The 13,523-nt window shown below is 72.3% G+C and carries 10 protein-coding genes; 2 read left to right on the forward strand and 8 right to left on the reverse strand.

Annotated features, from left to right (window positions below; all coding sequences use genetic code 11):
• Nucleotides 1–19: 19 nt before the first annotated feature.
• Nucleotides 20–1,837, reverse strand: coding sequence for an HNH endonuclease signature motif containing protein (locus tag SKED_RS18770; RefSeq protein WP_012865270.1), 1,818 nt, complete (start codon nucleotides 1,835–1,837; stop codon nucleotides 20–22).
• 274 nt (nucleotides 1,838–2,111) lie between these two features.
• On the opposite strand from SKED_RS18770, the gene SKED_RS01140 reads away from it, so the two are divergent.
• On the forward strand, nucleotides 2,112–4,004 hold the full coding sequence (locus SKED_RS01140) for a C69 family dipeptidase (RefSeq protein WP_012865271.1): 1,893 nt from the start codon (nucleotides 2,112–2,114) through the stop codon (nucleotides 4,002–4,004).
• A gap of 79 nt (nucleotides 4,005–4,083) precedes the next feature.
• Here the strand turns inward: SKED_RS01140 and SKED_RS01145 are convergent, their stop codons facing one another.
• Nucleotides 4,084–4,551, reverse strand: a complete 468-nt coding sequence (locus SKED_RS01145) for a VOC family protein (protein ID WP_012865272.1) — start codon at nucleotides 4,549–4,551, stop codon at nucleotides 4,084–4,086.
• Between the two features lie 103 nt (nucleotides 4,552–4,654).
• Between SKED_RS01145 and SKED_RS01150 the strand changes: the two genes are divergently transcribed.
• Nucleotides 4,655–5,638, forward strand: coding sequence for a helix-turn-helix transcriptional regulator (locus SKED_RS01150; protein WP_012865273.1), 984 nt, complete (start codon nucleotides 4,655–4,657; stop codon nucleotides 5,636–5,638).
• 13 nt (nucleotides 5,639–5,651) lie between these two features.
• On the opposite strand, the gene SKED_RS01155 is transcribed toward SKED_RS01150, so the two are convergent.
• The 6 genes from SKED_RS01155 to SKED_RS01180 all read right to left on the reverse strand — a co-directional run bounded on the left by SKED_RS01155 (nucleotide 5,652) and on the right by SKED_RS01180 (nucleotide 13,486).
• The gene (locus SKED_RS01155; RefSeq protein WP_012865274.1) at nucleotides 5,652–6,185 is read right to left on the reverse strand and encodes a GNAT family N-acetyltransferase; all 534 of its coding nucleotides are present in this window, start codon (nucleotides 6,183–6,185) and stop codon (nucleotides 5,652–5,654) included.
• An 86-nt stretch (nucleotides 6,186–6,271) separates the two neighbouring features.
• Complete coding sequence (locus tag SKED_RS01160; RefSeq protein WP_012865275.1) at nucleotides 6,272–7,015, reverse strand: Type 1 glutamine amidotransferase-like domain-containing protein; 744 nt, start codon at nucleotides 7,013–7,015, stop codon at nucleotides 6,272–6,274.
• Nucleotides 7,016–7,064: 49 nt separating this feature from the next.
• Nucleotides 7,065–9,059 (reverse strand): BCCT family transporter, encoded by a 1,995-nt coding sequence (locus tag SKED_RS01165; RefSeq protein ID WP_012865276.1) that lies wholly within the window; start codon nucleotides 9,057–9,059, stop codon nucleotides 7,065–7,067.
• A gap of 193 nt (nucleotides 9,060–9,252) precedes the next feature.
• Nucleotides 9,253–10,968: a hypothetical protein gene (locus SKED_RS01170; RefSeq protein WP_012865277.1), complete on the reverse strand. Its 1,716-nt coding sequence runs from the start codon at nucleotides 10,966–10,968 to the stop codon at nucleotides 9,253–9,255.
• An 80-nt stretch (nucleotides 10,969–11,048) separates the two neighbouring features.
• A complete protein-coding gene (locus SKED_RS01175) occupies nucleotides 11,049–12,086 on the reverse strand; it encodes an L-idonate 5-dehydrogenase (protein WP_012865278.1) in 1,038 nt (345 codons plus the stop codon).
• Nucleotides 12,083–13,486, reverse strand: coding sequence for an MFS transporter (locus SKED_RS01180; RefSeq protein ID WP_012865279.1), 1,404 nt, complete (start codon nucleotides 13,484–13,486; stop codon nucleotides 12,083–12,085). Before SKED_RS01180 ends, SKED_RS01175 begins: the two co-directional genes overlap by 4 nt.
• Between the last annotated feature and the right edge of the window lie 37 nt (nucleotides 13,487–13,523).

Consider the following 13,523-nt stretch of genomic DNA (forward strand, 5'->3'; position numbering starts at 1 on the left):
TGCTGCGAGCTACCAGCAGTCAGAAGGGCGGTTCGTCTGGGAAGGCCGTTGTGGGATCGCCGGTCTCAGGGTGGGGTGGGGACCGGCGGTCTCGTGCGCTGACGTCCGCCGTGCCGGCTGCGATCGTGACGGCGGCGTGGTCGAGGTAGTGGCGGCCGGTGGGCGCGGTCCAGCGCACGACGTCAGCGCTCGGTGCGGCTTCGTCGCGCGGTGAGCCCGTGTCCCGGAGACCGGCGGGTCTCGAGGACGGTTCGAGCTGGACCGTCCACGCGGTGGTGTGCTTGAGCCGGTGATGCTTACGGCACAGGTGGATGAGGTTGTGGTGGTCGGTGGTTCCGCCGTGGGCCCAGTCCTTGACGTGGTCGATGTCGCAGCGTTGGGCTCTGCGTGAGCATCCGGGGAACCGGCAGGTTTCGTCGCGGATGCGTAGCCAGGTCTTGAGGTCTGCGGGGACCGCGTAGCGGTCGCGTCCCACGGACAGAACCGCTCCGGTCTCGGGGTGGGTGAGGATCCGCAGGAAGCTCGACGCCTGCGCTGCCAGTCGCCGGGCGGTGTCGGCGTCGATGGGGCCGTGTCCGGCGAGGTCGCCGGGCTCGTCGGAGAGTCCGAGCAGGGTCATGACTGGGACGGTGACGGCGACCTGGGGCTTGATGCCGCCCAGGGAGACACGGTCCGCGATGCCAGCGATCGAGGGCACGGGTGCGTTGGTGGTGCGGGGAGTGCCGATATCGCCGCCGCCTCCGAAGCCGTCGATGCTGCCCGTGCCCGTGCCCGTGCCCGTGCCCGTGCCTGTGCCTGTGCCTGTGCCTGTGCCCGTGCCGGTGCTGGAGCTCGTGCCGGGGCACTTGGAGCCCTCGCCCTGCGCCGCTGGCGGTGTCGGTGCGAGGGGTGCCGGTGTCGGGCGTGCCGGTTCGGTTGCCGGAACTGGTGCCTGACCCTCCGGGGCGTGGTGTGCGGCTGCCAGTGCGGCGCGAGCGTCGTCGTCGAGGAGCAGGTCGACGCTCGCGTCGGCGCGCAGCTGCGCCAGGGTGCGGGGCTCATCGGGTCCGTGGACGGCGGTGGCGATGTCGCTCAGCCGGTGGAAGATCGCCGTGGCCTGGACCGCAGGGAGGAGCTGGTGGATCCAGGCCATGCCGTCTCGGCAGGGTTGGAGCTCGACGGTCCGGTCCTGCGAAGCAACCCGGTGGCGTTCGAGGAGTGGCCGGGTGTCGTGACGCTCGCGCTGACGACGTGCGTATCGCCTCAGGGCCGCGACGGTGCTGGTCGTGGCGCGTGCGGACAAGGTCGTGTCCAGCGTGGCCCTGGCGCTCTCGTCCAACCCCGTGGTGACGTCCAGGATCGTCTGCGCGTGACGGTACGAGAGGGCTCCGACGCTCAGCTCGCTCATGGTGGAGGGGTGGTCGTCGACGAGCGCCTGCGACTCCAGGACCAGGCCTGAGGCCGTGCCTTCCGGCACACGCAGCGCGCAGGCGATCTCGGCGACCAGGGAGCGTTCGGCCTGGTGGTGCTCGAACGTCGTCGCCTGCTCCCGGCCCTGCCCTCGGGCTGCTGCGTCGGCGACGTGCCGGGACCACCGTCGAGCCTGGTCGACGAGCACGGCGCGACGCGCTGACACCGCGGCGAGCTCGCGGTCGACGGCCGCGATGGCGTCGACGACCGTGGCCAGGCGCTCGCCGGCCGCCGCGAGGGTCAGCGCCCCCGAGCGGTCTGGGCGCTCACCACGGGGCGCCTGCGACGCGCCCTGACCTCGCTCGCCGAGACCCAGGCCGGGCGGAGCGACAGCGCGAGAGAGCTCGGTGCGTGCCGCTTCGTCCGCTTCGGATGCTTCGGTCGTCATGCGAGGAATCTACCGATCGCCACTGACAGTCGCGGAGGCGGACAGGCCGAGTGCTGCCCGTCCGGCTCGTGCCGGCCGCCGCGCCGCCGTTCTTCCTCGTGGTGGCGAGGTGCCCTCACCCGACCGACGCCTGCGTCGTCCCGCCCGTGCTCTCCGCCACACGCCGGCGCACGCTACCCCGCGCCCACGCGGGTAGCGGAGGCGTCGCTGTTTGGCCAGCCCGCGGCCGCGCGGCTAGACCAGAGGTTCCCCCGATCCCTCTGAGGAGGACCCTGTGCCCCGACTGGCCACTGCCAGCCTCGTGCTCTCCGTCGCTCTCGCGACGGCCACCTTCACCGCCCCGGCGGTCGCCGCCCCGGTGCCGACCACGGGCACCCCGGCGCCCGCCGACGCTCGACCCGCACCCGCACCCGCACCCGCGCTCGACCTCCCTCGCGACCCGGACAAGAGCATCGCGTTCTACGCAGGTGCGAACACGACCGCCTCCGGGAACACCATGCTCGGCGGCTTCGGCCACGAGCCCTCGAGCCACTGGGTCGAGATCGTGCCCCGCCAGCAGCACCCGGCCGGCTCGACCATCACGGTCGGTGCCACCGAGGACGCCGAGATGCCCGGCGTGCTCACCGAGATCCCGCAGGTGGAGGAGACGGCGCGCTACATCACGTCGAGCTACTCCGAGTTCGCCGGCTTCCCGGCGCCGCTGACCAACGGTGGTCTCAACGAGCACGGCGTCGCCGCCCGCGACGTCTGGTCCAACTCCCGTGAAGAGCTGTGGGACATGACCCCGCTCGACCAGACGGGCCCGAGCTACAGCGACCTGTCGCGCATCGCGATGGAGCGCGCGACCTCGGCGCGCGACGCTGTCGACATCCTCGGAGACCTCGTCGACGAGCACGGGTACACCACCTACGGCGGCAACTCCCACCTGTTCGCCGACGCCGAGGAGGGCTGGGTCTTCGTCGAGTTCTCGGGCGGTGAGGGTCTCTGGGCGGCCGAGCGGCTCGGCCCGGACGACGTCCGCGTCTCCTACCCCGGCTACATCCGGGACTTCCCCGTCGACGCGGTCGGGGGAGACGACCCGGACTACCGCGGCTCGGACAACCTGCTCGACGTCGCGGTCGAGCAGGGGTGGTGGAGCGCCGACCAGGGCGACACGATCGACCTGCAGGCTGTCTACGGCCAGCCGTTCCCGACCGACGAGTTCGCCGTCGGCACCGTCGCCTCGGCCGACGACACCGCGCCGTACCGCAACCCGCTCTCCCTCGAGGAGGAGCTGCGCTCGATGGACGACCTCACCCTCGAGGACGCGATGCGGTTCGTCCGTGACCCCCGCTGGTCGGACGACCGTGCGGGCTACGGGCAGGTCGCCGAGATCCGCAGCGACGTCGAGGACGCCGGGCTGCACACGCTGTGGCTGGCCCCGACGGCGGCCGTGACCGCGCCGTACGTCCCGATCATGATCGGCTCGCAGGAGGTGCCGGTCGAGTACAGCCAGCACCGCTACCTCACCTCGGGTGCCGCGTCGACGTACCTCGAGCCGGAGTACGCCGAGCAGGAGGCCACGGAGTACGCGACGCAGACCTACAAGCGCCTTATGTACATCACGTGCTCGCGGCCCGAGGACTACCTCGGCGAGGTGACCGCGAACCTCGAGGGCATGGACGCCCGCTCGATCGCGCAGTGGCGCGAGACGATCGCCGACGCCGAGACGCTGTACGCCGACGGCGACGCCGTGGGTGCCGAGGCGCTCCTCACCGACCTCACGGTCGAGCGCGCTGACGAGGGCCTCGCCCTCGGGGGATACCTCCTGGACGACCTGATCCAGCGCAGCAAGGACGACGGCGGGATCCACGTCCCGCAGGTCGAGGTCCCGGCCGGGACCACGGCGTCGTCGCGCAGCCTCGACATGTCCTTCGAGGGAGCGACCTCCCGGGACCGGATGAGCTGCGACATGGGTGGCGGCTGGGCGGACGGCAGCACCGCCGACCGCCAGGGGAGCTACGGCGACCCGGACGCGGTCGTCGACTACCGCGGTGCGTCCGCCGACGCGGGCGCCGGGCAGGCGTCCTCGACCACGGCCTGGTGGGCTATCGGCGCAGGCGTGGCCGGCCTCGGCCTGGGTGCGCTGCTCACGGTCCTGGTGACGCGCGGGCGCCGGACGGCCTGAGTCGTCCGACCGCGTGACCGCGTGACCTGCCGACGGCGTGACGGGTGCTCCCGGCACGCCGTCGGCGGTGCCGTGGGTGTCACTGCGCCGCGGGCGCTCCCGCGACGTCGAGGACCCAGGTGACGCCGAAGCGGTCGGTGACCATGCCGAAGCCGGCGCTCCAGGCGGACGCCGCGAGGGGCTCGACGACCGTGCCGCCACCGGCGAGCACGTCCCACTGCTGCTGCACCTCGTCGAGCGTCTCGCCCCGGACGGAGACGAAGAACGGCTGGTCGGTGACCGTCGTGCCGTCGACGCGGCGGGTCGAGCCGGCGGCCGCCGCGGGTCCGGCGGACACCCCGGGGACGTCGTACGCCATCACGCGGAAGCCGTCTGCGGACTCGACCGAACCGAAGACGACCTGGTCGGCGCCGGGTGCCTCGGCCGGCATCCCCATGTCGCCGTACGTCGCGACGACGAGCTGACCGCCGAACACGGACTGGTAGAACGTCAGCGCTGCTCGGGCGTCACCGTGGAAGTTGAGGTGGGTGGTGGTCGTGATGCTCATGGCTGCTCCTCGTGAGGCTGCGGCAGGGCGTCTCCCTGGCCGAGCCAACACTCACAGACGTCTAGGTCAGCTTCTGTCCTCGACCGTCGCTAGTCTCGGACCCATGACCACCAGCTCCCGTCTGCTCAGCCTGCTGTCGCTCCTGCAGACCACGAGGGAGTGGCCCGGGGCGGTGCTGGCCGAGCGGCTCGGCATCAGCCACCGCACCGTCCGGCGCGACGTCGACCGGCTGCGCGAGATGGGCTACAGCATCCAGGCGACGATGGGCCCCGACGGCGGCTACCGGCTCGACGCCGGCAGCGAGCTGCCCCCGCTGCTCTTCGACGACGACCAGGTCGTCGCGATCACGGTCGCCCTCCAGACCGCGGTGCTCTCCGGCGCAGGCGTCGAGGAGGCAGCGGCCCGCGCGCTCACGACGGTCCGGCAGGTGACACCACCACGGCTCCGCCACCGGGTGGACGCGGTCCAGGTCGCTGCGATCCCACCGGGTACGAGGGGCAAGGCCTCGACGCCCGTCACGCCTGACCACCTCGTCGCGCTGTCGGCCGCCGTGCGTGCCCGCGAGGTGCTGCGGCTCGACTACGAGGCACCAGGCTCTCCGGCATCCGGTGCTGAGCCGAGGCCGCCGCGCCGCGTCGAGCCGCACCACCTCGTGACCTCTCAGGGCCGCTGGTACCTCCTCGCCTGGGACCTCGACGCCGACGACTGGCGGACCTTCCGCGCGGACCGCATCACGCTGCGCAGCCCCGGCGGTGCGCGGTTCGGCCCGCGTGAGGTGCCTGGTGGGGACGTCGTGGCCTTCGTCCAGGCCCGGTTCAAGGGCTCCGACCGCGCCGGCACCTGGCCCTGCACCGGCCAGGTCGTGCTGCACCTGCCGGCCTCCGAGGTGCTGCCCTACGCCGGGGACGGCGCGGTCGAGGACCTGGGGCCGGACCGGTGCCGGTTCGAGTCGGGCTCGTGGTCCTGGGTGTCCCTCGCTGCGTCCCTGTGCCGGTTCGACGCCGAGCTCGACGTCGTCGGCCCACCAGAGCTGGCCGACGCCTTCGCCCTCCTCGCCGCTCGAGCCGCGTCGGCCGCCGCGCGCTAGCCGACGATGCGCGCTAGCCGACGATGCGCGGCAGCGAGAGGTCGGGGTACGGGTCGGAGGCCAGGCGGGCGTGGGTCTCGACGTCGTAGCGCTCGTCGCCGTAGCGGAGCTTGGCGCGCTCGACCCCCTCGGCGACGAAGCCGGCGCGGGTCGCGACACCGCACGACGCGGGGTTGTTGACGCGGTGCCCGAGCTCCAGACGGAACCAGTCGCGCTCGAAGGCCCAGGCAGCGGCGGCGGCCAGCGCTGCTGACGCGTGGCCGCGACCCCGGCCGGCGGACGTGAGCCAGTACGAGGCCCAACCGGTGCCGTGCCGGGTCTCGAGTGCTGACAGCGCGACGGTACCGACGACGGCCCCGTCGACCTCGAGAGCCCACGGGCGGCAGGTGTCGCCCGGCGTCAGGCGGTCGGCGATGACGTCTCGCGCGGCCTCGACGGTCGTGATCTCGGCCGTGGGGAGCTGCGTGGCTAGGTCCAGGGTGGTTGTGCACGCGAGCAGGAGGTCGGGCGCGTCGGACGCACGCCAGGGACGGAGCAGGAGCGTCACGGAAGAGTCGGGCCTCTCGCGTCGGGGGACGGTCGTGTGGCGCCACGCTATCGCGCCGCCAGACGGCTCGCCGGCACTCCTTCCTCTCAGCCGAGCAGCCGTGTCGGGATCTGCTCCTCGACCGTCGTGCCGTCCGCGCTGCGGCGCACCCGCCAGGCTGACGCGCCGTCCTTCTCGGTGACGGCCTCGGCCAGCTCGGTGCCGCGGTAGACGAGACCGGTGCCGTCGTCGGTGCAGTGCGCCTCGGCGAAGGTGCCGTCCGCGACGAGCCGGTGGACGAGAGGTCTGCGTCCGTCCTCGGAGTCGTGGTGGACGCTGTTCCCGTAGGGGAGGAACCCGAGCGCATCGGTGACCGGGGCGAGCTCCGGCCCGTAGGAGTCTGTCGTCCCGCCCTGGAACCAGCAGAGCGAGCCGGCCGAGATCCCGGCCAGCACGACGCCCTCCTGCCAGAGGGTACGGAGGATCTCCGGCAGCCCGTGGGCCCGCCACACGGCCAGCAGGTTGACGACCGAGCCGCCGTTCACCCAGATCACGTCGAAGGACCGCAGGTAGGACTCGACGTCGTCGACGTTCGGCTGCGAGAACAGCGAGAGGTGGTGCAGGACGTACCCGGCGTCGCGGGCGGCCTCCTCCATGTCGCGCTGGAAGCCCGAGTCGTCCCCCGACGCCGTCCCGATGTTGCAGATGCGAGCGAGGGGGCCGTCGACCAGACCCCTCTCCGAGGCCAGGTCGACGGCCAGCGCCATCATCGGTCCGAAGGTGAACCGCAGGCGCGGGTGCGGGACGTACCCCGCGCTCGTCGCGAGGATCGTCGGGCTCGAGGCAGTCATGCACCCACGCTAGCGGTCATCCCTCAGCCGTCGTCACCCACCGCCGTCGTCACCCCTTGCCCGTGCCCGGGCCTGCCTCGATCTCGTCGGGGCGGGGTGCGGCCTCGATGGCCTCGACCGCGGGGGTCTCGCCGGTGAGGGCAGGCGCACCGTCGGGCTCCTCGTCCGTGGCCGACCCGTTGCCCTGGGCGTCCGTGTACCACTCGGTGAGGGACGGGTCGTCGGTGTCGAGCCAGGCGCCGGCTCCCTCGGCGGCCGGGACCTCGTCCGAGCCGAACACGAAGTCGTCGCCGTGGTCCTCGATGCCGCGGCGCACGCCCTGGTCGATCGCGGTCTTCGCGTACTTGTTGCGCAGCATGTACGGGTCGTTGCGGAGGTCCTTGGCCCAGGCGATCATCACGCCGATGAGCACCACCGCGAAGGGCAGCGCCGAGACCACCATGATCGACTGCAGCCCGGACAGCGCGTTCTCGCCCCCGGCGAGCAGCAGGGTGCAGGCGACGGCACCGAGGGACACGCCCCACATCACGGTGACGCGCGCGGACGGGCGCGGCTTGCCGTTCTCGCTCATCGACGCCATGACGAGCGACGCGGAGTCGGCCGAGGTGACGAAGAAGATGACGATGGCGATCATCGCCACGACCGAGGTCACGGCGCCGAAGGGCAGGTTGTCGAGGACCGCGAAGAGCATGGCCTCGGGGCTGCCGGCCTCGCTGATGCCGTCGCCGCGCGACTCCATGTACATGGACGTCCCGCCGAGGGCGGTGAACCACACGAGGCAGACGGCCGACGGGACCATGATCACGACGGTGACGAACTCGCGCAGGGTGCGGCCGCGCGAGATGCGCGCGACGAACAGCCCGACGAACGGGGTCCACGACACCCACCAGGCCCAGTAGTACGTGGTCCACGCCGAGAGGAAGTCCGCGGCCTCCTGGCCGTGGTCGGGGTTGCGGGTGAGCATCGTGCCGAGCTCGTCGACGAAGGCGACCCCGGCCGACGGCAGCAGGTTGAGCAGGAAGATGGTCGGCCCGGCCACGAAGATGAACAGCGCCAGCCCGCCGGCCAGGCCCATGTTGATGTTGGACAGCGTCCGGATGCCGCGCTTGACGCCCGAGACGGCCGAGATGACGAACAGCGACGTGAGGATCGCGATGAGCGCCACGAGGAACGCGTTGCCCGTCGGGCCGGCGCCGCTGACGATCTCGTAGCCGCGGCTGATCTGCAGCACGCCGATCCCGAGGGACACGGCGGTGCCGAAGAGGGTCACGATGATCGCGAAGACGTCGATGGTCGCGCCGAGGGGGTTCCTCTTGCCCGGGCCGAAGATCGGCTCGAAGATCGCCGAGATCAGCGGCGGGCGCCCGCGGCGGTACGAGCTGTACGCGATCGCGCCACCCACCAGGGCGTACATGGCCCAGGCGATCGGGCCGTAGTGGAGCATGGTCTGCGCCATCGCCGAGTGCATGGCGTCCCGGCTGCCGGGCTCGTCGAGGAACCCGTGCGGCGGCTCGAGGAAGTACACGAGCGGCTCGTAGGGACCGTAGAACAGCAGCCCGATGCCGATGCCCGCGGAGAAGAGCATCGCGATCCAGCTGGGCAGGGAGAACTCGGGCTTCTCGTCGTCGGAGCCCAGGCGCACGCCGGCGGTCGGGCCGTAACCGACCACGAGCATGAAGAGCGCGATGACGATCGCGAGGATGCCGAACAGCCACGTGAAGTTCTGCATGACCCAGGCCAGGGCGGTGCTGCCGGTCTCCGCGAGGGAGTCGGGGCTCGTCAACCCCCAGACGACCACGGCGAGGGTGAGCGCGGCGGCGACGGCCAGCACGGGCTTGTTGATCCGGAACTCTCGGCCGGTGTCCTCGACCCCGATGCCGGGGATGAGCGCGGGGTGCACGGACTCGTCGCGGGCGAGCCTGCGGATGGTCCGCTTCACGCTCGTGGCCGGCCCGACGGGTGCGCCACCGGTGGGTTCGTCGGCGGCGGTCTTCGGTGTCTCAGGGTCTGTCGGTGACGCAGGGGTCTTCCGTGACTGACGCATGGGGGAGAGGGTCCGTCCTGGCAGGTCGTGACGCCGTCCTCGGGGGCGGAAGGCGTCGGGAGGGCCCCGCACCGTCGACCAGGGGTCATGGTGCGGGCACAAAGGAGTAAAAAGTACTGTGCTTCGAGCGGGAGCGCGAGGCGAGCGCCGGGCAGTACCGGGCAGCGCCGGTGGCCGGAGGTGCGCCGAGGTGTCAGGGAGCGACCTCGATCCCGGTGACCAGGAGCCCGGAGGTCGGCCCCGGGTGGTCGTCGAGCCCGCCGAGGACCAGCTCGGTCAGGTCGACGCCGGGACGCGCGGGGTCGAGCGGCACCCGGACGGTCGTGGGCATCGAGCCGAAGGCCTCGTCCCCGTGCGCCCTGAGACCGGCCGTCGTCGGAGGGAGGTCCACCGTCGTGCCGGCGTAGCCGAGAGCCACCGGGACGCCGTCGACACCCTCCGGGGTCGTGAACGGGGACACGTGCAGCACGAGCGTGCGCGGGGTGAACCCAGGGTCCGGCACCGTGAACCGGACTGCTGCTCCGGGGCTCCACCCGACGAGGACCTGGGCCGTCCCCGCCCGCACCGCGACGTCGCCCGTGTCTGGGCAGGAGAACGGCTCGCGCCCTGCGGACATGCCGTCGACCACCCGGCACCGTGCGACCGACGCCCCCTCGCTCGCGACCGCCCCGGGGACCTCGGGGTCCGTGAGGTCGCGGGTCGCGTCGGCCGAGACGAGGACCTGGCGAGGGCCGGGGGTGTGGACGAACCACTGGGCCGCGAAGCCGGCCCAGGTGTCGGGTGCCTCGGTCGCGGCGTCGACCATGAAGGTCGGGTAGCTCCCGGTCTCGACCGCTCGCAGCCACTCCACCACGGTCTGCTTCGCGAGAGCCTGCGCCTCGTCCGTGCCGGGGCACGACGCAGACGCAGGCTCTCCGTAGCACGCCCTGCGGTCGTCGTCCGACGCGGTGGCCTCGTTGAAGGCGTTGTGGCCGAAGCCTCTGACGGTGCCGACCGCCAGCGGCTCGCGCCGGTCCTGGTCGAAGTGCGCGGCTGCCCACCGGGTCGACGCCTCCGGGACGTCGCTGTCCTCGCTCCCGGTGATGCCGAGGCTGGGGACGTCCGGCGGAGGTGCGTCGAGCGGTTCGGCCTCGGTATCGGTGCCGAGGTCGTGGGCCGTGGCGAGGTACACGATGCTCCGGGTCTCGTGGTCTGGGGCCAAGGACTCGGCGGCTGAAGGGACGAGCATCCCGGAGCGGGAGTGCACCACCCAGTCCACCGACGACGTGTCGAGCACCTGCAGGGCGGTGCGGAGCTCGTCGACGCCACCGTGCAGCAGCTCGGCGGACGGTCCCTGCTGCGCGCCGCCGTCGAGGGCTGCCAGCTGGGCCCGGACGGTCTCGGTCCAGGCCGACTGCTGGTCGTACGCACCGCGGACCTGGTGCCCCAGCATCACGGGCGCGAGGTCGGGGGCGAGGACCGCGTAGCCCTGGGACGCGATCGCGTCGGCGAGGTAGTCCATGCCGACGTCGTAGCGGACCGAGGCGCCGCCGGGGCACGGGTAGCGGAAACTCCCGTCCTCGCAGGTGGCGGCGCGCAGGTGGCCGAGCACCACGACGGGGAGTGCTGTACCGGTGTCGTGCGGCACCGTCAGGGTGCCGCGCGACGGCGCGACGAACTCGCCGGACCGCCCCTCAGGGCTGACGTCGATGTTCCCGAGGTCGAAGCGCACGCGGGTGAGGTCCGGCGAGGCGATCACCTCGGGCTCGGCGACCTGGCGGTCGGGGGACGCGTGCGGGCCGTCCGCCGTGACCGCGGCGGGAGGCTCGGCCTCGTCGCGCTCCCCGGTCGGCGGGCTGCACGCGCCGGTGGCGAGCGCGAGGACGAGCACGAGGGGCAGCAGGACGCGTCGGCGGGCAGGAGGGCGCATCAGACGATGATAGGCAAAAGCCGCGTAGCGGTACAGGTACGGCTGTAGCGCCCGTACCGTGCCGCGGCCCTCGTCGTCCGTCAGGCTGTCGCGGGAGCGCCCAGCCGGAGCATCACCTTGCTGCTCCCCGAGGACCTGTCGGCGGCGACCCGCAGGGCTTCGCCCGCGTCGGCGAGGTCGAAGGTGTGGGTCATGAGCGGGTCGACGTCGAGGCCGTCGGCGAGCGCGAGGATCGCGTCGTCGACCTCCTCGGAGAACCTGTACGACCCGATCCACGTGAGCTCGCGCGTGACGAGGTCGCCGAGGGTGACCTCCGCGGCGGTGCCGGGCAGGTTGCCCACCTGGACCACCGTGCCGCCCTTGGCGGTCGCCCGCAGGACGGCACCGACGGCGGACGGTGCCCCCGAGGCCTCGAAGACGAGCTCGACGTCGTCCGGCAGTGACTCTGCCGTCAGGTCGACCGTCGAGTCGGCGCCCATCGCGCGGGCGACATCGAGGGAGGCCGGTGCGAGGTCGGCGGCGATCACGTGGGCCGCGCCGGCGTGCTTGGCCGCCGCGACCACGAGGGACCCGATAGGACCGGCGCCGTTGACGAGCACGGTGCGTCCGGCGAGCGCCGGGGCCCGGCCGACGGCGTGCAGCGCGACGGCGAGCGGCTCGGCGAGCGCCCCGCGGCGGGTGCTCACCGAGTCCGGCAGCGGCCTGACCTGCGCGGCGCGGACCGCGCGGAGCTCGCTGAACCCACCGTCGGTGTGCGGGTCGAAGGCGGCCGATCCGAAGTACCGCACCTGCGGGTAGAGGTTCGTCCGCCCCGCCAGGCGCTCCGGCATGATGCCGTCCCCGACGAGCTGGGCGGGCTGGAAGGTGACGGGCTGGCCGACCTCCAGCCCGCGGACGCCGTCACCGAGGGAGATGATGCGCCCGGCCACCTCGTGGCCGAGGACCATCGGGTGCTGGAGGGTGGCCGTGCCCGAGCGTCCGTGCTTCCAGTACGCGAGGTCGGAGCCGCAGATGCCGCCCCACTCCATCGCGACGACCACCTCGCCGGGGCCCGGCGTGGGGTCGGCGACCTCGTCGACGCGGAGGTCTCCGGCGCCGTGGACGACGACCGCCCTCACGCTGCGTCCTCGAGACGGACGAGGTCGCGGCCCTGGACCTCGGGCGAGACGATCGCCGAGATCAGCGTGATGGAGGAGTACGCGACGAGCATCGCGGCGATGGGCCACCACGAGCCGGTGGCTGCGGTGAGGGTCGCGGCGAGCAGCGGGCCGATCGCGGTGGCGAGGATGCCGCCGATCTCCTTGGCCAGGGCCAGCTGGGTGAAGCGGGTGCGGGCGCCGAACAGCTCGGCCATGGTGACGGACTCGAGGGAGAAGAGGCCGAGGACCGCCAGGTTGTGCAGCAGGATCATCGAGATCGTCACGCCGAGGGTGCTGCCCTGGGCGATGAGGTGCATGAGGGGGAAGGCGAGGATGCCGGAGACCACGGTGAGCACCATGTAGACCGGGCGTCGCCCGACACGGTCGCTGATGAGCCCGACGAGCGGCACCGTCGCGAAGCCGACGGCGGAGCTGATGAGCAGGGCGTTGGTCGCGATGCTGCGGTCGAGCAGGAGCGTCGTCGCGAGGAACCCGACGAGGAAGGTCTGGATGAGGCCGGAGTTGCCTGCCTGGCCGAAGCGCAGCCCGAGCGCGATGAAGAAGGCCTTGCCCTTGCGCTGGTGCAGCGCCGCGGAGAGCACGCCCTTGTCCTGCGGGTCGGAGTCGTCCTTCGCGGCGGCGACGAGCTCGTCGCGGCTGAGTGCCACGCCGTCGTCGTCGACGTCGGCACGGTTCTCGAAGACCGGGCTCTCCTTGAGGTTCCGGCGGATCCACACGGCGAGGATCATGAGGAAGAAGCTCAGCAGGAACGGCAGGCGCCAGCCCCACGAGAGCAGCTGGTCCTCGGAGAGCACGAGGAGCAGGAAGGCCCACAGGCCCGTCGCGGCGAGCGTGCCGGTGTTGGTGCCGAGGCTCACCAGCGAGGCGATCACGCCGCGGCGCTTGACCGGCGCGTACTCGGCGAGCATGGTCGTCGCGCCGGCGATCTCGGCGCCGGCGCCGAAGCCCTGGACGAGGCGCAGCAGGACGAGCAGCGCGGGGGCCGCGATGCCGATCTGCGCGTAGGTGGGGAGCACGCCGATGAGCGTCGTGGACGCCCCCATGAGAGCGATGGTGATGAACAGAACCTTCTTGCGGCCGATCCTGTCGCCCATCCGGCCGAAGTACACGGCGCCGACGAGGCGGGCGACGTAGCCGACGCCGTAGGTGCCCATGGCGGCGATGAGGCCGATGGCCGGGCTCACCTCGGGGAAGAAGATCTCGTTGAAGACGATCGCCGCGGCGAGCGAGTACAGCTGGAAGTCCATGAACTCCATCGCCGTGCCGAGCCACCCGGAGACGGCGGCCCGCTTGAGGTCGCTCGTCGTGCGGGTGGCCTTGTCCCGGCCGTCTGTGGCCGTGGGCTTGTGGTGCGTCATCGTGTGCTCCTTTGCTCCGCGCGTGCGGAACGATGCT

Source organism: Sanguibacter keddieii DSM 10542 (genome assembly GCF_000024925.1).
In the GTDB taxonomy this organism is placed as follows: Bacteria; Actinomycetota; Actinomycetes; order Actinomycetales; family Cellulomonadaceae; genus Sanguibacter; species Sanguibacter keddieii.